This window comes from Flavobacterium azizsancarii, assembly GCF_027980145.1.
GTDB lineage: Bacteria > Bacteroidota > Bacteroidia > Flavobacteriales > Flavobacteriaceae > Flavobacterium > Flavobacterium azizsancarii.
In genome coordinates this window covers 47,730-66,878 of sequence record NZ_JAMZNK010000028.1, presented here as the reverse complement: position 1 = coordinate 66,878, position 19,149 = coordinate 47,730, and the positions used below count along the sequence as shown (strand labels likewise).

Sequence of the window (19,149 nt, the reverse complement as noted above, 5' to 3'; positions counted from 1 at the left end):
AAGAAGGTCTTTATGTGTTGATAAACAAGTTAGTACATTTTAAATTTGTAAGCACTGGTTAAAATTATATAATGTTCTGCAAACATGCAGTATTATCTTTGAGATACTATTAACTGAAAAAAGAAACTATGAAAACGCTGATTAGAAATACATTGCTTGCCCTTATTTTAGTGACGGCTGTGTCCTGTAAAAAAAATGATCCCACTCCCCAAGATCCTTATCAGACAGGAAGTGATTCTATTGCAACCACTATCGATACTGTAGGACCAAATTCTGATACAACAACCGTAAGGGGTGCGGGAACAACCGGCGCAACGGGCGAAGGTTCAACTGGTTCTGGATCCGCAGGTACTGTGCAAAAAGGAACCGCTACAGTCAAAACTGATTCGACAAGTACTAAGAAAGGCAAGTAAGATCCTGCCTTTTTTTTTAAACCTGCGGCAGTTTCTACCCACTGCAGGTTTTTAAATGCATTATCAGAAAGCAATATAAACATTAAAAGACAGCCTCTTTACTATTATCTTAAAGAACATAGATTAGATGTCTTGAATAATAGATACTGTATACCATACCAAAAATTAAATATAAAGCTATGAGAGCACTGCTTATAGGAGCCACAGGCTCTACTGGGAAATTTTTACTGAATGAACTGATACAAGATGATGACTATAGTTCAGTATCGATCTTTGTTAGAAAACCTACCGGAAGATCTCATCCAAAGCTTAAAGAATATGTGATCGATTTTTCCAATATAGAACAGTACAGCGAACATATTACCGGAGACGTCCTTTTTAGTTGTTTGGGAACGACCCTTATGGACGCGGGTTCAAAAGAAAAACAATGGGAGATCGATTTTGGTATTCCGGCAACTTTTGCAGCTATTGCAAGGAAAAACAGAGTAAATTCCTTTGTACTTGTTTCCTCATCGGATGCTTCGGCAAAGAGTATGGTTTTCTACTCCAGGATCAAGGGAGAACTTGAAATTGCTATTGCCGGGCTGAACTTTGGGCAATTTATTATTTTCAAACCAGGGCCACTTCTTCGCGGGGGCACAGACAGAGCAGGGGAGAAACTTGTGGTCAAAGTACTTAACCTAGTTAATGCCATAGGACTGCTAAGAAAATACAAACCGCTTCCCACCGAAGTGCTGGCTATGAAACTGGCCAAGTCACCATGGAAATTACCACAGGGAACTTCAGTTGTGAAATTGGAAAAAATCGCAGATTTTTAACACGATTATCTTATGCCGAAAGGATAAATGGGAGTACTTTTACTGTTTTAGGACTGGTCTTCCACAACAGCATTTGGCGCGATTCGCTGCACCCTTTTTATGGCCTGTTCCCTTGAAAGGGTACTTGGAAAAATGGCGCTGGTAGCAATGACCTTTCCATGAGAAGATCTCAGGTGGAAATAAGGTTCCCAATCAGTGCTTATCTTTTTTTGATATTTATCGGGCTGCTTTGCATGGGGTGCGAAAACTTTCGATTGCTTTTTTACAGCTGATTTTGGTTGTGTACTCTTCGGAGCTCAGCAACACAGCGCCTGCCTTGGATTTTAGCTGTACCTGAAATTTACCGGCTGTTTTTCTTATAATTACAAATTTTCCCATCTCTTTTTACGATTTATGGTTGCTTGTGATCAGCTTGAAAAGAAGCTACTAATTTATAAATTCTTACTGGAAAATAGGAAAAAATTCACAAATAATAATTTAAAACTATTTTTCAAACAGTCTGCAAGGCGAGTTTTGTGTTTTATAATTATGGAAAAAAAAGCCTGAATCGTGTAACCAAGGTAATTCGAAGGCTGTTATGTTTGAATATGTATAACAAACTGGGCGCGGAAGGAACTACCAAAAACGCAATACTTCTGTCAGTACTGATTCAATAAGCAGTGCTAAAAGCACCAAGGGTAAATAATTTTGCCCTGGTAGGTTGATTATTTAATGTTTTTTCTGCCTGTAGCGCCTGATATCGCTACAGGCTTTTTTTTTTTTTTGTAACTAGTCAATCGTTTTAAAACCGGTAAAACAAAAATCCTAAGATCCATGGTGTCCCCTTGGCACAACAGTCCACTATACACTTAAATTCATGGACAACTGCCTAGTGAGGAGAAATGATCCATTACCCTTACTTAAAAATACTTTCAGCCCTGCCGAGTGCTTTTTTCATATCAATACCTTTCTGCAGGGCGCCTTTGAAAATATCCCCTTCACTTTTGATACGTTCCAATGCGTTTCTAATGGTAAAATCTTGCATAGTTAGCCCTTTTTTGACTTCTTCCCAATGCAAGGGCATGGATACAGTTGCCCCGGGTTTGGGACGAAGGGAGTACGGACAAGCAATGGTGGCACCCGGACGGTTCTGAAGAAAGTCCAGGTACATTTTGCCCTGTCTGTTTTTGATCTGGCGTTCCATTGAGGTAAAATCGGGCAGCTGCTCATGTACAACAGACACGATGAGTTTTCCGAACATCTGGGACTGGTCATAGGAATATTTTGCTCCAAGTGGAATATAAATATGCATTCCGGTTGATCCCGAGGTTTTCACAAATCCAGGTATGTCTAAGGCATCCAGTACTTTTTTTACCTTCTGTGCTGCCTGGAGCACCTGATCAAAGGTATTTTTATCCGGGTCAAGATCAATAACACAATAGTCGGGATTATCAGGGTGCTCTATGGTACTGAACCACGGGTTGATTTCGATACAGCCCAGGGAGGCCATATACAAAAGGGTGGCCTGGTCACCCCCGACAAGAAACTCCTTGTCCTGGTTCTCACTGGTAGTATAAGGAAAAGTCCTTGCCCAGTCGGGGGCTTTGCCCTTTACATCTTTCTGGTAAAAACTCGGTGAGTGTATACCGCCTGGAAACCTGTTGAGCGAAAGGGGACGGTCTTTTAGATAAGGCAGGATGTAGTCGGCAACCTGATAATAGTAATTTAACATATCGCGTTTGGTATAGCCGTCCTCAGGCCAGTATACCTTGCTCAGATTGGTGAACTTCAGCTCGTGGCCTTTAATTTTTTTTACCTGCGTTTCTTCCGTTGGATTGAGCAGGGATTTTCTTCCAGTGTTCTTTGGAGACCGGACCAAATGATTTTCATCTGAGGTGTTGGAATGCCCGTCAGCTACTATGGCCTGTGTTTTTGATGCGGTCTCCCGTACGACTTGCTTTGCTTTTTTGTCGGAGCGCATACCCTGGAAGGAAGGGTGCCGGAAAACCCCATCTGTGGTCACCTCGGCAAAACTCACCTCGCAGACCAAAGAGGGCTTTAACCAGGTTGCCGTGGCGTGTGGAGGATTGGGACGGAATCTGGAGGGTTTGTTGATATCGGGAGTTGTGGCAAAAGGTATTGTATCGGTAATCAGGGGAGTGAATTCCTGCATCATTTCATTCTGTAGCTTGTCACTGAATCCCGTACCGACCTTTCCGACATATTCCAGTACTCCGTTCTGGTATACACCCAGCAGCAGGGAACTGAACTGTTTTGAGGAGTTGCCATTTTTGGTGTATCCTGCGATTACTACTTCCTGTCTGCGGTTCACTTTAATTTTCAGCCATTCCTTATTGCGGGCGCCGGGGCTGTAAACCGAGGTCATCCTTTTGGCCATGATGCCTTCGAGTCCCATTTTTTTTGCCGCGTCAAAAAAGTCCAGCCCATTTGAAGTAAAGACTTGGCTCAGGCGGATGCGATCGTCATCACCGGGCAGTATTTCCTTTAAGATGGCCTGTCTTTGGGATAATGGCAGTGCGGTAATATCTCTGCCGTTGTACCAGAGCAGATCAAAAACATAATAGGCGAGATGACCGTCCGCTTCACTTCTCCAGTTTTGCAGGGCGCTGAAATTGGCTTTTCCGTCTCTTCCGATTACTAAGATCTCCCCGTCGAGTACTGCATCAATGGACCATTTTTCCATGGTGGCGGTTATGGGGTAATATTTTGCGGCAAAGGATTTGTTATTGCGCGAGGCAATGGCTACCAAGCCATTTTGGACATAGGCCAGTGCGCGGTAGCCGTCCCATTTGACTTCATACGACCAGTAGGGATCATCAAAAGGTTCATTGACCAGTGTGGCCAGCATAGGTTTGATAGCGGAAGGCATTTTGCTTTTTATGCCTTTTTCCAGTAGTGTATGGCTATTTTTCGGCGTAACGGTTTTTGTTTTCATTACCTTTTTATTTTAATTAAGGCAAATCCTTTGGGTGTCAGAGCTGTACTTTACGGCAATTGTGCGAGCCTTTAAAAAATCTAGTGCGCAGCAATTACTTTTTTTTGGTGTGCCTACCCTAATGGCAATGTATTTGGTAGGGAAGCGCACCGAGCATTGCAGCCTTTTTTTATCTAAGCTTGAAATTGCTAGAGGAATATGTAAGGCTATTTATTCCAAGGCAGGATTGCGGCGTGATCAAGATTAGCTGTTTCTCGATGCGCTGCCTGTACTTGCTGCACCTCCTTAATTATTATTACCGCCTTTCTCATTGCGGTCGGGATCCATACCGGCATCATCCTCACGCTCCTGATCCCAGTCCCCTGTATTGGCATCCTGTTGTGGATTACCGTCATTAAAAAGGGTTTGAAGCTGGTTGTGGTACGGGCATTTTTGAAGTTCTTTACTGCTGTAATTGTGTGTATTTCCCATGGTAAGTTTTTTTTTAGTTAATACCTTTAAAATTAAGGCAATAGTTGTGTTTTGTCTTACAATAAAAAACGATTTTGTTATCAAATTTACACGAAGTACCTAAAAAGCGAAAGTGGTAAAAAGACGGTAATCAGGCCAGAATTTAATTGCCGAATTTCCACCATTTATTTCCCTTTTTATCATTTTGAATTTTCTTTTCGTTATCGGGCAGGGTAGCTGCAGGGCTGTGCCACAAGATGTCTTTTTCTTCTTTTGGATCTGTTTGCTTATCCTGCTGCGCAAAGGGATCCCCTAAAGAGCCTAAATGGGATTTCAGATCTTCCGCCATGGCGGGCCCATCACCCTGAGCGGGAGCTTCGGCATGCTGGTCACCTTCGATTTTGGTTAAAAAGCCAAAAGAGAAATCAATGGGTTTTTCTTTACCAATTTCAAAAAAATCGATCCTGTATTCATTTTTGTCAAAATTGACTTGGGTGACTTTTCCCTTTTTAAAGACCTCGTGCATAACGGTATCCCCAACTTTGAAAGCCTGAGCATCCCCATCGGGTACACTTGTTTTGCCAGCTTGATTATTTTGTATGATTTCGGGGCTTAATTTACCCTTGCGCACGTAGAATTCCTCCTTGATTTCAAAGAGGAATCTGGAAGGATATTTATTGAGCCCTGTGGTGAAATTAAACCCTTCGGAATCGGTGATATAGAATCTTTTCTCCGCTCGGGTAACTGCCACGTAGGTAAGCCTTCTTTCTTCCTCGATGGCCCTTTTTCTTCTTTCCTTTATCGACAGCGCGCTGGGAATCACCCCTTCGGTAAATCCGCAGAGAAAAACATAGGGAAATTCAAGGCCTTTGGAAATATGGATGGTCATGAGTTTAACCTTGTCCTGATTTTTATTCTGTGTGTCCAGATCGGTATACAAATATACTTCCTGAAGGTATTCTTCCACATTAATCCCCTCATTGTTTTCCTTTTCCAATAGCATCATCGAGCTTACGAGTTCCTTGATGTTTTCCAGACGGTCCTGGTCACCGTCTTTTCGGTACAATTCGGCCAGGCCGCTTTTCTCGAGGATGTCCTTGACCAGGTCCGAGATGGATTTGGTTTTGGAAATTGCTTGTAGTTCTTCAATGATTTTTAAAAACTCTACAGCGCCTTTTTTTGCCAGTTCGGTATCTGAAATATTCCTTTGCAGCGCCTTGAGCAAAGATAAATTCTGTTCGCGGGCCAGATAGCTTAAGCGCCCGAGAAACTTTTTGCCAAGGCCCCTTGCCGGATGGTTGAACATGCGTAAAAATGAAATATTGTCCCCGATGACCATGAGCCTTAAAAAAGACAAAACATCCTTTATTTCCTTTCTTTCAAAGAACTTGATGCCTCCAAAAATGGAATAGGGGATATTGGCCTTGATCAGTGCCTGTTCGATATTTCTGGAAATATGGTTGGCACGGTACAGGATGGTAATATCAGAATAGGCGGCCTTTTCGGTTTTCAGGATCTCCCTGATTTCACCCGCGACCCACTGGGTTTCCTCAAAATCATTTTTGCCATGAAAATGGACCACCTCAAACCCGGCGGGCTTATCGGTGACCATATCCTTGGCCACCCTTACGGTATTGTTTTTTATAATGTGGTTGCCCACCTGAAGTATATTGGGGGTCGAGCGGTAGTTCTGGTTCATGATGATTGTCTGGCAGTCCGGAAACATTTTATCAAAATCCACCAGGTATTCGGGTTTGGCGCCGCGCCATTCGTAGATGGTCTGGTCGGGATCTCCCACCACAAATAGATTTTGGTGGACACGAGAGAGCATTTCGACAAGCTCAAACTGGCTGTCGGAACTGTCCTGCGCCTCATCGACCTGAATGTAGTGCATGTTTTTCTGCCATTTCAAAAGTACGTCCTGAAATGAGTTTAAAATATAGACCGTGAAATGAATAAGGTCATCAAAATCCAGGGCATAATTTCGTTTCTGTTTGTCCAGGTACCGGTGAAAGACCCTGAGAGATAAATTTTCGGTTTGCTGATCCTCAAAGCTTTTGTTACCGAGTATATATGCAAGGTAATCAGACGTGCTTTTTGATTTGGAGATAAACTGAAGGACCTGCTTGAAGGTCAGGTGGCGGGAGTTGATCTCCAGTTCGCTAAAGACATCGCGCAGAATAGTCTTCTGGTCCTCGGTATCAAGGATGATGAAATTTTTGGGATAATGAATTTTATTTATTTCCTCGCGCAGAAAACGCACGCAAAAACCATGATAGGTAGTGATAAGACTTAGATCGCGGGTATCCCCGACAAGGGCTTTTACCCTTTTTTTCATTTCCTGTGCGGCCTTATTGGTAAAGGTGACGCAGAGAATATTCGAGGAATTGATTCCCAGCCTGTTTACAATATAGGCAAAACGGGAGGTCAGCGCCTTTGTTTTTCCTGATCCCGCCCCCGCAATAACGCGGACATACCCTTCAGTTGTGGTAACGGCCTGAAGCTGTTTTGCATTTAGGTTTTCTAAATTCGGGTCGGTCATTTTAATTTTTATTAAGCTGTTTATTTCCTGGCGGCCTGCCTGCAAATTTATGCAATTATTTCCAAGGCGTGGCAGGGAAAGTCCAAACTGCAGGGTCCATAAAAAAAGTTTCGCCGGCATATTGGTCTTCAGAATTGCGGATCCCGTCTCAAAAGAATCCTGAAAAGAATTTAGTAACAGTTACATTAAAAATTCTTTTCACAATTCCTGAACCGGGATCTTTATAACGACCTTTTTTTGTTCTACGGTTGATCAAAAGACTCAAGCCATCGGATTATTCGATTTCATCCTTATCTGCTGTTTCCTCATCGAGGGTCTTTCTGTTGGCATCATTAACCCATTGTTGCTTATCATCCTTAGCATTCGGACTGCTGTTGTCAGTTCTTTGGGATGAATCATCCGTATGGTTGTGAATGCTGCGGGAATCATCCTGGTGCTGATTGATTGCGGGATCTTTTTCTCCATAGTTTCAGACATTATGGAATCTTCTGCTGTGTGCGTGATACGTATGTTCCTGCTGATCATAAGTATCGAAAATTTCTCTTGACATAATGTATAAATTTAGAGTGTTATTTTTCAGTTAAAGGCTGGAGAGCTTCGATGGATCTGTGGCCTCATCGATGCTTTTTCCCCCGATATTGCTATTTTTGTTCTTTGTTTTATCGTGAGTTTCCTTGCTGATCGTAATGATTCAGGCATCCGGCTTCCCCTGTGCTGGTCCCGGGCTGCATACCTGCTGAGGCGCTCTTGGCATTTTGATTGGTATCATCCTGATCCCTTTGGAATCTTTGCTAACTATTTTCCATGATCTTCTGTTTTAAGTTTTTTCCTTGTGATTTTTCAAAAGCTCACGGGCCTGCTTGAGTCCCGTGGCGATTGCGATTCCTTCTTCGGCACCGTCTTGAAGTAGCGAATTGGCTATTTCCACAGCTTTTTCCCTGACACCCGCGGGCTGGTTCTTATAAGATGGGGGATAGTCCCCGTCATACCAGGGCATGATCAGTTGTTTTCTGCCAGGTATTCCCTGACATGTTCCACATTGGTACCTGCAGCCCTTACGGCCGTTTTTAATACTTCCTGGGGCACATTGAACTTTTCAGACCAATACTGCACCTCGTACGATTCATTGATATTGATTTGTGAATCGTCCGCTTTTCCTGTTTTTGATTTATCGTCCATGATTTTACTTTTAAGGGTTCTAACCAAAGTTACTGCGCCAGCAGGCAAAACTGTTATATTATAAAATACGATTTTTACAGGATTGTCATGGTAGAGAACGCATTAGGTAAAATTCCGGACGATGAATTATTTTTCCCATACCTGACAAAAGGTGAGATGGATCCTGGGTAGTAAAACCCGATGCGGGTTTACTCTTCGACGCGTCTTGGGATATCCAGGAGTTCCACTGGCCAGTTGGGATGGACTTTCTTGAACTCCTGTTGGTTTCCTCCCTACCAGGTAATCATTCTCGATAGCGCGGAATACGAAATTGGCGTGCAACTCTGCATGGACCTTCAACTTATGCCCGTAGAGGACAGATCGGTACAGTGGCCCGAGGACAAAAGCCCATACCACCCCGTTGCCAAACTCTCCTTCCCGCCACAGGACACTTTTAGTCCGCAGAGAAGGGTTTATGCTGAGGATGTATTGAGTTTCGATCCGTTTCACTGCCTGTACGCGCACCGCCCGTTGGGAAATATCGTGAGGGTGAGAAAACTTGCCTATGAAACCTCGAGCCGCTACAGGCACCATATGAATGCCCAGGCCAGGAGATAGCCTGCCAGTATTGACAAGCCGCCTGATTAATAGTAACAGATTGTCTCTATTAAAAACTTACTCAATATAATTGATTTTTGATTTTGCAAATTCATCCAGGATGTATTGCACCGATGGCTCGAGATCTGCTGCTATGAAATCGGATTCCAAAATGTAATTGTCCACAAAATCATAGACTGTTTTCTCGGTTTCGCTGAGTCTTTTTATGTTATCCGTACCGGGGGAAGCACTAAAGGTATTTTCAAGATGTCTTTTTAGCTTTTCTTCGAATTGCTGGATTAATTCTTTCATGACTATCGTTTTAAGTTTGTAAATTCAATTAAAGGTACATTCAAAAAAAGCCTTTTAGGTTCCAAATCTAAAAGGCTTTTTTTATTTATAAAGTCCGGACCCCAATTCGCGGGACTATGATTCCAGATAGATCTTCAGGTTTTCGATGTCGTTCTTTACGATTTTCTCAAAATAAGGGTTCAGTAGTTTTGCGGCACCTTCACCGGCAAGTCCCATAGGGGCACGATAGGAAATGGTCACTTCTATTTCGGTATTTTTTCCTTTGGCTTTGAAGAGCACCTTGCCAAAATTTTTAACCGAGGCGTCTGGTAGGGACTGCCAGCTTAGGAGTTTTTCCTTTTGATCCTTAATGATATCTGCATTCCAGGTAAGTGTGCCAATACCGGCAGGACCTTTGGCAGTCCATTCGGATTTGGTATCACTTATGGTCTTAACGGACTGCAGGTGGTTCATGAATTTAGGCAGGTTCTCCAGATTGCGCCAAAAGGCGTATACTTCGCTGATAGGCTTGTTGATTACGGCGCTAGTTCGGATATTTACATTAGAGGGTTTGTCATTTTTCAAGTGGTCCACCGCGTTGTACACCGGGCAGTACCCGCTGAGACCTCTGGCGAGCATCGCCCCACCGGAGCTGATTTTAGCCAGGCTTTTGCTTTCTTGTGAAAGTCCTTTATAGAGCAGGTACGACCCGCTGGTAATCATTAGTATTCTCTCCAATGCCGAGACATTGACCGTGCTGTTGGATGCTGATTTAGTTGCCATATCGTATGTTTTTTATCATTAATTTATTTGAGAGTGTGAAATAATATATTTTGATCTGTCTGCCCTGGATTCAGTCAGTTGCGAAATCTTCCGATTCGCTGTAATTCTCATCAAAGTTTTCTTCGGGATTCACAGTAGTGTCTTCCTGCTTTGGGTGATTAGCATTGTGGTTGTTTGTTGTATCGTATTTTTTGTTGTCGTCAGTTATCATGTCCTATTGTTTAAAATTATTAATTATCAGGTTCCGAATTATGGCGCCATGATTCAGAGTGTTTGAATCCACGACTAATTCAAAATTAAGAACAAGGGGCGTATTTGTTCTTATAGAATTTTATCTAAGAGTTCTTTAATTATCAGTGCCTTATGAGTTTTACGCTTTTATAAAACGACGGTAAAAAAACGCAAAAACCGAAATTTCTTTAAGCTTTTCCGCTTTGGGATCATGGCATTTTTTCCTTTTTCATGCGCGAGGGGATCTGGCACAGTTTTTTTCCATCAGATTTAAAGTGGTCCTATGGTATGGTGAGGCATTTTTTTTATCTCAAGGCAATGCGTTGTTTTCATTTTGGAAAGGGAAATCTCTGTGGTTTCCAAGAATTTGTCCCCTATTCGGGCAGAAAAGACAAGGTTTTTTTCTTATAATATTTGAATGAAAAGGATCTGTTTTTTTAATTGTTCTTATTTTTTATGATGGAACCCAATAGTGCTGTTCTGATTTTTAGTAGTTTTAGGGCAGTAAATAATCAGGAAAGAGACTTGTTTTGGAAGGTGAATTAACACGATCCTTTGGCCTGTGAGAAGCAAAGGCATGGAAATGCAATAGAAAAAAAACATAAAAAACGTAAAAAATAATTTTTCTTTTAGTATATTGTTTTACAGAATCACACAATACCCAATACCATGGATAAAACTATAAAGCTTAGAGTGAAAAAGGCAATTGACAACAACGGGGAGCTTAAGGTATTAAAATTAAAAGGGACTTTGATTTCCAAGGGATTTACCCACATCATTCACATTGCCGACGAGAATGAGGATTTTTACCTCAATTCATTTTCCACTTCACCCGATCATAAAAAAGAGGTGGAAGATTTCGTACAGGATTATATTTCCAGCCACGACCTGGCAGATACCATTACCCTTGTTAGTACCGCGAAATAATTACCTAAAGGGAGAATATAAAAGAAATCAAATCTACAATTCTAAACCATTACCGCATCTTAAACCATTAGGGAAATTCAATTAAGGAACACTTAAGTTCACTGCTTTTTATGGGATCAGAAAAACATATCAAACTCTCGGAGCTCAACAGAAAAATCAGTGATGCTCTCTCGGACTGCTTCAAGGGGCAGACTTTTTGGGTGGTGGCCGATATTACCAATCATTCCTATAAGGCCGACAAAAGGATCCATTACTTTGAACTGGTAGAAAAAGGGAGTACATCCAACAGCATTGTAGCCAAAATTATAGGCAAGGCCTGGGGGACGGGGTCGATGCATCTGTCTGATTTTGAAAAAAATACAGGCCAGAGCTTCACCAATAATATTAATGTGTTGGTCTTGGTTAGTGTGGATTATCATCCCCTGTTTGGACTCTCGCTGAGTGTACTGGATATCGATACCAATTTTACTTTGGGTATCCTGGAACAGCAAAGAAATGCCACCCTTAAAAGGCTGGTGCAGGAAAATGTTTTTATTTCAAAGGAAGGTGAGCAGTATAGTACCACCAACAATCAGTTAAGACTACCGGCAGTTATTCAAAAGGTGGCAGTGCTCTCGGGAATCAATTCTGCAGGTCATGAGGATTTCAGACATACCCTTGAGCACAACGATTTCGGTTATGTCTTTCAAATTGATGATTACCCGACTATCGTGCAGGGAGATAATAATGCAAAGCTCTTCCTTGGTAAACTTATTGAAATCTACACTACCGGAATACAATACGACGCCGTGGTGATCACAAGGGGCGGGGGGGCGCAGTCTGATTTTCTGATCTTTGACAATTATAATATCGGAAGGGCGGTGGCCAAGTTTCCAATTCCAGTCATCACAGGGATCGGGCATCAGAAAAACGTGAGTATAACCGACCTTATGGCCCATACCCAGACCAAGACTCCTACCAAGGCCGCTGAGTTTATCATTGCCCACAACCGCGGTTTTGAACAGAAGATCCTTTTGCTTCAGAAGAATATCGTCATTAAATCACAGCAGCTCTTTCTGGTGAATTACCAGAGCCTTTCTAGTTTAAAGAGTACTATTTCCAATAGTGCCAGGGAGCTTATTACAGGGCATAAAGATGCTCTAAATACGATTAATCAAAACACGATCAACAGCTCTAAAACCATCCTGTACCAGCAGCACAAAATGCTGCTGAGCCTGTCCCATCAAGTTTCAGCAAAGCCCAAGATTATTCTTTACAACAGGATCAACGATATTGACAATACAATCCGTAACCTGAAAACATTCACTAGTGGCTACCTTCGCAACCAGAAAGGCTATTTGGGACATTACGCTGCGAGTATTCGGATGATGTCCCCGGAGAACATCCTTAAAAAGGGCTATGCTATTGTGAAAATAAACGATCAAATCATCAGTAATGCCAATACTATAACAGTGGGGGACAACATTGATGTGATACTCTCTGATATAATTTTTAAAACCACCGTCAAGCAAAAAACAAAATACAATGGAAGAGACACTGACTTATGAAGCTGCTTACAAAGAGCTTGAAGCAATTGCAAAGGAAATAGAGAATGAAACCATTTCGGTTGATGTACTGGCCACAAAGGTTAAGAGGGCTGCCGAGCTTATTACTTTTTGCCAGACCAAACTCAAATCAACTGAAAGTGAGGTCAACAAGATTATCAGCCAGATGGAGAATCCGTCCAAATGAAAATCTCAAGAATAATAATTTAATTGTTTTGGACGTTATTTGAATATATAATCCGATACAAAATAGGATATGCAGCGCAAAGCCAGTATCCGGCCTTATATGCCTAAGACCTAAAGCCCATTAAAGATATCTTTAACGGGCTTTTATTTGTATATTATATTTATTACAATGTAATGGAATACTTTTATTTGCGTTTGTGCGGCAAGACAAGGAATACTTCTGAGGTGCTGGTAAAAATCCTTAAGATGCCACCAGGGGGACACATCTCAAGGGAATCGTTAAAATTGTGTATCCCTATGCAAGAGCTGTTTTAAAAAACCTTCGTATTACTAATTTTTGCCCATAGTTTTCAGTCCACTCAGGCGGGGATCGGTTTCAAAAGCGTTTTGTTTCTTCTTGATTCATGGACAAAAGTAAGTGAAATGAATGTTTGTTAAGTCTCAGACTACTTTAATACCTTAGAATTGTAATCATTTTTTACATGTATTCGAGCATGGCTCTCTAGCAGGGCATTAGACCGTCCGAGGTAATAAGTGAAGTGCAGATTAATTCCAAAATAAAATTAGTTTGATTTGGAAAGCCATAAAAATTGAAATGATTTTTAAATTTCCTCTTGTGCACAAAAATACAAGCAGCACAAATTCTATAAAATTACTATTAGTGGTATCCAATATTCCCAACGCACAAAATTTTTCTTGTCATAATATATGGCAATTCTGCAAAACATCTCTATTGTTCTGATGAGGTAGTAGGAAGGAATGTTTTCTCTTGTCAATGTTGCTTTGATAGAGAAAATGTACGCTTTTACAAAAAGTTATGGCCTGAATTAATACTAAGTTTGTTGATGATTGAAGATTATTTATTTAACTAAATTTTTATTAATTGTTTTTATATTACTTTTGGATATTGTAAAGCCAATCCAACATGATAAATACTGAAAACTCAGGCATTTCTGCTAAAGACTTAAAAGAAGTAACGCCGGTAAAAATTGTTTTGGCTGAGGATGATAAAGATGATCAGGAATTATTTATGGAAGCTCTTAGTGCAACAAAAATTCCTGCAGAGGTCACTACTGTAGAAAACGGGAAAGAATTGGTTGACGCCTTAAAAGAGGGGTCCGAAGGGAAACCTGATATTATTTTCATCGATATAAATATGCCCATTAAAGGGGGTAAGGAGGCATTGGCAGAAATAAAGAGCGATGAAAAGCTTAAGGAAATCCCTGCAGTTATGCTCTCCACTTCCAATCACCCTGTAGATATTGAGGATACTTTTAATAAAGGAGCAAACCTTTATATACAAAAACCGAGTTCGTTTACCGGTTTTGTTCTCATTCTCAAAAAAGTATTCATTCTCCACTGGACCAAAGCGTTACTGAATCCTGTTAAAAATATATTTTTTGTTTCTGAAAAGAATATATCTCAGAAGGATTAAATAATTAGTGTTTTTGTTTGCTTATTTTACTGAGATCTACTTTGTCAGGGAAGTCCCTTATATCTACTTTACTATCTTCGTGTCAATCTTAATATTTTTCCATCCATCATCTAAACCTTGCCCTTTAATATAGGTTACCTGATGTGATTCACCTTTCATATTATCATGGTAAATCATTTCAAAAGAAAAGGTTATTTTTTTATTAGTTTTTTTAATTACAGTAACTTTGTAATCATTAGTACTTGCGTCATTAAGGGTGAAGAAACTATCGCCAACTTTGCTGTTAAACTTTGCTCGTGTATATTCCTTACCTCTTAGATCTGGCCATGATTCCATTAATTGATTATTCTCATCGATTCGAAGATACGCTGTAGAAACAGCATCACCGCCTATTAAAGAATAGAATTTGTAGTACAATTTATTATCTATTCTTACTGTATCTTGTATTTGGGTATAATTTTGTGAATCAATTGTCCACTTATTTCCGATTTTCATCGGTAAAAAAGACCTAGCAGGTTCATTATTGATTTGTAATGTCTTGCAGGATACAAAAAGAAGAAGAAGAAGAGCAAAGTATTTCAGAATAACTTTTTTCATAATTTTGTTAGGAGATAGAGATTAAATTCGATATTATGAACTTAGAATTTGATCTATAGCTCGATAACAGCTGTATGCTGAACATAGAGTAGCATTTTTTCGTTTACTTGCAAATTTAGAAAACGAAATTGACTAATAATTGGTTATTATTAACCATTTTAAGAATGAATAGGTCGGTGTAAATTTGATAATCAGAAAAAAAAATTAAATTGTAAATTATTTCGAAAAACTTCAAGGATCAATTTGAAAAAGTATGATTCATTTCTATAGTTGAAAAGCATAAAAAAAAATGAAACAGCAAAAACTAAGAAACTATCTAGGGACATTGTTTCTCTTTATTTCGTCGATTTCTTACACGCAAAATATTGAATTACAGTTTAGAAATATTTTAGATTCAACTTATCATGCTAATCGGGATGCTGTGGGAATAATGATTCATGTGGAAGTTCCAGATCATAAAATTTCTTGGACCTATGCAACAGGATTTTCTGATCGTGATAGCAGAGAAAAAATTAATAAAGACCAACCACTTCTTATTGCAAGCAACACCAAGACCTATGTTGCTGCTTCTATCTTAAAATTGGTAGAAAATAAAAAACTGCAATTAAATCAGCCGATTAATAATCTCTTATCTAAAAAAACAAAAAAAGTATTGTTGAAAAGTGGATACAACCTCAATCAGATAACAGTACGGAATCTACTTTCTCACACTTCCGGGATCACGGATTACGTGACTGATTCTTATTTCGCTTATGTTGGGGAAAATCCCAATCATCAATGGACCAGAGATGAACAAATAGAACTTGCAATGCAAATAGCAAAGCCTCTTGAGCCTGGAAAAGCTTTCGCTTATGGCGATATTAATTATCTGTTATTATCAGAAATTATAGAAAAAGAGACGGGCAAATTGTTTTTCACTGCAATTCGGGACTTATTAGATTTCAAAAAGCTTAAAATAAATGAAACCTGGTTTGTGGATTTAGAGAAAAAGCCAGCAAACACTCTGGCTCTTGCACACCAATATTCGAAGGCTTATGGTTGGGATTCTGAGAAAATCAATCCTTCATGGGACTTGTACGGTGGTGGTGGATTAGCTTCTACGACCAAAGATTTAGCGATGTTCTTTCAGTATTTGTTTGAAGGCAAAATAATAAAAGATAAAAAAGTTTTATCCGAATTATACACCTACACTAACCCAAGGGAGTTAAATAATAATTACTGTTTGGGACTTTACAATTTTCCGTCATTTTATGGATATAAAGGCTACTACCACGGTGGATGGTGGGGAACAGATGTTATGTATATGCCGGATTTAAATACAACGATTTCTGTTTTTATTTTACTAAAGGAAAAACGAGGTATCAACCCTGAAATTAGTCATGAAATAATAGAAATAGTAAGGCAATTGGATCATAGCTAATTAACAAACAATTAAATCAGACAATGAAATATGAGAACAAAAATAGTGATTTTGATCGTGCTCTTTATTTCAGTTTCCAATTTTAAAGCTCCTAATATCAAGACAGAATTAGATGTGTTTTTTTTGTATTAGCTGAATATAAGTAATTTAATGGCAATGTTTTAATTGTAGAAAAGAGGGGAGTGTTGTACCTAAAATTCTTTTGGGTATACTGATCTTTCGAGAAAACGACAAAATAGTTCTGCGATCAAAATGTATCAAAAATCTATTGAATTTAATTAGGATAATGAAGATGGATAGAAAATTTCGGAAAAAAGAGCTAATTAAATTACTTTTTGTTCTGCACTAGTAAAGAAATAAATAGTTCTTACCCTTATCATCAATAAAAATAAATTAATGAAAATTATATTACTCCTTTCAGCCCTACTTATTTCAAATAGTATTTTTGCGCAATCAGAAAAAATTTCGGATAGTCTGCTGATGAAAATTAATGAGCAAAACACAATCTATGTCAAGGCAGTATTTAATAAAATTGACACTTTAGCCTTAAACTTTGATACGGGAATGACAGAATTGATTTTGACCAACTATACCCTAAAGAATAAGATCAAAACTTCTGTGGAACTATATGATAAATTCTACGATCTGCAGATCGGCAAAAATACGTACTCAACCAAAGTTTATGATGCAGAACTGACAGGTCACGGCACCGAGGGCAGGTTTGGCTGGGATCTATTCAAAGATAAAGTGGTGGAATTGAATTATGATAAGGATTTAATGGTCGTCCATTCAAAACTGCCAAAAAATATAGAGGGAAATAAGAAGTTTTCAAAATTAAAGATGGAATTTTATAAGGAGTATTGCTTCCTTGTCAGCAGTGAAATAAAACAAGGCAAAGCTTCTGAAAAAGATCTCTTTTTATTCGATACCGGTTATCAACGCACAGCAATGTTGGACAATGATCTCTTAGCCGAAAAGAAATTTCCTGTCCAGAATATGAAAATCATCAAAAAAGTAATCATGAGAGGCGGTCAGGGAAATGAAATTCCGGTAATCACCTCCAATTTGGAAATGTTGACCATTGGGAAGTTTAAATTAAAAAATGTTCCCGTTCAGCAAACAACGACCAGTAAACCTGTCAAAGGAAAAAACATCCATATTCTGGGAAATGAGGTTTTGAAAAGATTTAATATTTTTCTCGACTTTCAAAACAAGGTGGTTTACCTAAGGCCTAATCATTTGTTTAAAGACACTTACATTGATAGGAAATAGATTTTCAGTTTATTATATCAGACAACTACTTCAACAAATCAAGTCAAATTGCAATAAAATTCATCAGAATTTATTAGACGATAAATTTGCCGAGTCAAAAGGGATGATTACGAATCTACGTAATGAAGATTATCCAATATACGTTACAAGAGATCTTGAATTAGCGAAATCTCATGTAAGAAATAAATATGATGATGAACCCGATAAAACATTTGGTCTTATTGCAAGTTCAAAAAGTAAAATTCTTCCTAAATATGGGATGATGAATGGGTATATAGCAACCCCATCTTTTACATTTTTACAATATTATGTTTATGATACGCATTTATCCTATTGTAGAAATCTAAACAGTGTTATTACTGAATTTGCCTGTCAAGGATTAGAGTTGGATATGCCAATATTAGCTCGGATACAAATTGAGTTATAATAATGGTCGGAATGATATGGCTCCAAACAGTAAAGCAAAAGTTTCAAAAAAATTAAGAAAAAATAGTTACCGAGTACTTTAACCAGAGGTAGAGATGGGTTAATTATATTTGTTCCAAAAGAAAACTAACTAGATAGTACCTACCAATTTCTGCTAGATGCAGGATGTAAAACTTTATAAATTATGCCAAATTACCTATTCGGAGATATAGAAGGAATTGAAGAAGAAGCCACGTTACAATGGGAAAGAACTCCAATACGAACTGGGGCTGAATGTTACAGCGATGGACTGGCGACAATACGACCCCGCTATTGGCAAGTTTAATGTAATTGACCCATTAACAGAGTTGGCTCCTATGCATAATCCTTACAGGTTTGGTTTTAACAATCCTGTTTACTGGTCTGACCCATCTGGTCTGTTTGAAAACGATAAAGAAGGTCTAGCAATTTGTCCAACCTGTCCAAATACACCTGCATTTAAACCGCTAATTGATGACCCCAATAATACATATATTTATGACCCTCAAACATCAACTGCTAGTAAAGTTACAGAACTTGATGAAGTTGTTGTGCAAGGAAAATCTAAAAAAAGTAGCACACTAGATGATGCAAACTCCATTAATGATAGAATTGCAGATGGTGCTGATATTTTAGCATTAACTAATAATAAAGGTGGTTCATTTAGGTTGACTAACAATGGTAGTTATAACCCACGAAACTTTAGTTTTAAATATTATGAATCTAATTGGACTGAAGGAAGTGTTGCAAATATAAAAACGTTTAATGTAAGTAAATTAGTAAAGAAAGGTTCTATTGCAACTACGGTTGTTCTTGGAACTATAGAAGTTGGACAAGGTGTTTCTAAAGATTATGATAATTATCAAAAGACTGGATACACTAACGGCAAAAATACAGCAGTTGCATCGGGTAGTGTTGCAGGTGGCGCGGCTGGGGCGTGGGCAGGTGCGGAAGTAGGTGCTTCGGTTGGTGCAGGAATAGGTGTTTGGTTTGGTGGTGCAGGTGCGGTTCCTGGTGCAGTCATAGGTGGGATTATTGGTGGTGCAATTGGTGGATGGGGTGGTTCTGAAATAGGAAGTTCAGCAGTTGAAGAAGCTTATAAATAA

Annotated in this window: 21 protein-coding genes; 10 read left to right on the top strand and 11 right to left on the bottom strand. The window is 39.3% G+C overall.

Annotated elements, in window-relative coordinates; all coding sequences use genetic code 11:
- The first annotated feature begins 128 nt into the window (after positions 1 to 128).
- Positions 129 to 413, top strand: a complete 285-nt coding sequence (locus NJT12_RS16000) for a hypothetical protein (protein WP_271336931.1) — start codon at positions 129 to 131, stop codon at positions 411 to 413.
- Between the two features lie 179 nt (positions 414 to 592).
- The gene (locus NJT12_RS15995; RefSeq protein WP_271336930.1) at positions 593 to 1,231 is read left to right on the top strand and encodes an NAD(P)H-binding protein; all 639 of its coding nucleotides are present in this window, start codon (positions 593 to 595) and stop codon (positions 1,229 to 1,231) included.
- Between the two features lie 47 nt (positions 1,232 to 1,278).
- On the opposite strand, the gene NJT12_RS25185 is transcribed toward NJT12_RS15995, so the two are convergent.
- From NJT12_RS25185 to NJT12_RS15955, 10 genes are all read right to left on the bottom strand, one after another.
- The gene (locus NJT12_RS25185) at positions 1,279 to 1,434 is read right to left on the bottom strand and encodes a YegP family protein (RefSeq protein WP_414655398.1); all 156 of its coding nucleotides are present in this window, start codon (positions 1,432 to 1,434) and stop codon (positions 1,279 to 1,281) included.
- A gap of 13 nt (positions 1,435 to 1,447) precedes the next feature.
- Positions 1,448 to 1,609: a YegP family protein gene (locus NJT12_RS25180; RefSeq protein WP_414655397.1), complete on the bottom strand. Its 162-nt coding sequence runs from the start codon at positions 1,607 to 1,609 to the stop codon at positions 1,448 to 1,450.
- 517 nt (positions 1,610 to 2,126) lie between these two features.
- A complete protein-coding gene (ligD, locus tag NJT12_RS15990; protein ID WP_271336929.1) occupies positions 2,127 to 4,166 on the bottom strand; it encodes a DNA ligase D in 2,040 nt (679 codons plus the stop codon).
- A gap of 285 nt (positions 4,167 to 4,451) precedes the next feature.
- Complete coding sequence (locus NJT12_RS15985) at positions 4,452 to 4,637, bottom strand: hypothetical protein (protein ID WP_271336928.1); 186 nt, start codon at positions 4,635 to 4,637, stop codon at positions 4,452 to 4,454.
- A gap of 142 nt (positions 4,638 to 4,779) precedes the next feature.
- Positions 4,780 to 7,278 carry a UvrD-helicase domain-containing protein gene (locus NJT12_RS15980; protein WP_271336927.1) on the bottom strand — a complete coding sequence of 833 codons (2,499 nt, stop codon included), beginning with the start codon at positions 7,276 to 7,278 and terminating at the stop codon, positions 4,780 to 4,782.
- A gap of 697 nt (positions 7,279 to 7,975) precedes the next feature.
- The gene (locus tag NJT12_RS15975; protein ID WP_271336926.1) at positions 7,976 to 8,155 is read right to left on the bottom strand and encodes a DUF2188 domain-containing protein; all 180 of its coding nucleotides are present in this window, start codon (positions 8,153 to 8,155) and stop codon (positions 7,976 to 7,978) included.
- A 2-nt stretch (positions 8,156 to 8,157) separates the two neighbouring features.
- Positions 8,158 to 8,337, bottom strand: a complete 180-nt coding sequence (locus tag NJT12_RS15970) for a DUF3606 domain-containing protein (RefSeq protein WP_271336925.1) — start codon at positions 8,335 to 8,337, stop codon at positions 8,158 to 8,160.
- Between the two features lie 654 nt (positions 8,338 to 8,991).
- The gene (locus NJT12_RS15965) at positions 8,992 to 9,225 is read right to left on the bottom strand and encodes a hypothetical protein (protein ID WP_271336924.1); all 234 of its coding nucleotides are present in this window, start codon (positions 9,223 to 9,225) and stop codon (positions 8,992 to 8,994) included.
- Between the two features lie 114 nt (positions 9,226 to 9,339).
- Entirely contained in the window at positions 9,340 to 9,987 is a 648-nt protein-coding gene (locus tag NJT12_RS15960; protein ID WP_271336923.1) for an SRPBCC family protein, read from the bottom strand.
- Between the two features lie 70 nt (positions 9,988 to 10,057).
- The gene (locus NJT12_RS15955) at positions 10,058 to 10,198 is read right to left on the bottom strand and encodes a hypothetical protein (RefSeq protein ID WP_271336922.1); all 141 of its coding nucleotides are present in this window, start codon (positions 10,196 to 10,198) and stop codon (positions 10,058 to 10,060) included.
- A 689-nt stretch (positions 10,199 to 10,887) separates the two neighbouring features.
- Between NJT12_RS15955 and NJT12_RS15950 the strand changes: the two genes are divergently transcribed.
- The 4 genes from NJT12_RS15950 to NJT12_RS15935 all read left to right on the top strand — a co-directional run bounded on the left by NJT12_RS15950 (position 10,888) and on the right by NJT12_RS15935 (position 14,310).
- On the top strand, positions 10,888 to 11,145 hold the full coding sequence (locus NJT12_RS15950; RefSeq protein WP_271336920.1) for a hypothetical protein: 258 nt from the start codon (positions 10,888 to 10,890) through the stop codon (positions 11,143 to 11,145).
- Between the two features lie 110 nt (positions 11,146 to 11,255).
- Positions 11,256 to 12,692: an exodeoxyribonuclease VII large subunit gene (xseA, locus tag NJT12_RS15945; RefSeq protein ID WP_271336919.1), complete on the top strand. Its 1,437-nt coding sequence runs from the start codon at positions 11,256 to 11,258 to the stop codon at positions 12,690 to 12,692.
- Positions 12,670 to 12,876: an exodeoxyribonuclease VII small subunit gene (gene xseB, locus NJT12_RS15940; RefSeq protein WP_271336918.1), complete on the top strand. Its 207-nt coding sequence runs from the start codon at positions 12,670 to 12,672 to the stop codon at positions 12,874 to 12,876. Before xseA ends, xseB begins: the two co-directional genes overlap by 23 nt.
- Positions 12,877 to 13,800: 924 nt before the next feature.
- The gene (locus tag NJT12_RS15935; RefSeq protein WP_271336917.1) at positions 13,801 to 14,310 is read left to right on the top strand and encodes a response regulator; all 510 of its coding nucleotides are present in this window, start codon (positions 13,801 to 13,803) and stop codon (positions 14,308 to 14,310) included.
- A 63-nt stretch (positions 14,311 to 14,373) separates the two neighbouring features.
- On the opposite strand, the gene NJT12_RS15930 is transcribed toward NJT12_RS15935, so the two are convergent.
- Positions 14,374 to 14,907, bottom strand: coding sequence for a hypothetical protein (locus NJT12_RS15930; RefSeq protein ID WP_271336916.1), 534 nt, complete (start codon positions 14,905 to 14,907; stop codon positions 14,374 to 14,376).
- A 289-nt stretch (positions 14,908 to 15,196) separates the two neighbouring features.
- Here NJT12_RS15930 and NJT12_RS15925 point away from each other — a divergent pair, with 289 nt between their 5' ends.
- The 4 genes from NJT12_RS15925 to NJT12_RS15910 all read left to right on the top strand — a co-directional run bounded on the left by NJT12_RS15925 (position 15,197) and on the right by NJT12_RS15910 (position 19,149).
- Positions 15,197 to 16,327 carry a serine hydrolase domain-containing protein gene (locus NJT12_RS15925; RefSeq protein ID WP_271336915.1) on the top strand — a complete coding sequence of 377 codons (1,131 nt, stop codon included), beginning with the start codon at positions 15,197 to 15,199 and terminating at the stop codon, positions 16,325 to 16,327.
- 396 nt (positions 16,328 to 16,723) lie between these two features.
- Positions 16,724 to 17,599, top strand: coding sequence for a pepsin/retropepsin-like aspartic protease family protein (locus NJT12_RS15920; RefSeq protein WP_271336914.1), 876 nt, complete (start codon positions 16,724 to 16,726; stop codon positions 17,597 to 17,599).
- Positions 17,586 to 18,026: a DNA/RNA helicase domain-containing protein gene (locus NJT12_RS15915; protein WP_271336913.1), complete on the top strand. Its 441-nt coding sequence runs from the start codon at positions 17,586 to 17,588 to the stop codon at positions 18,024 to 18,026. Before NJT12_RS15920 ends, NJT12_RS15915 begins: the two co-directional genes overlap by 14 nt.
- Positions 18,027 to 18,243: 217 nt before the next feature.
- Positions 18,244 to 19,149, top strand: coding sequence for an RHS repeat-associated core domain-containing protein (locus tag NJT12_RS15910; protein WP_271336912.1), 906 nt, complete (start codon positions 18,244 to 18,246; stop codon positions 19,147 to 19,149).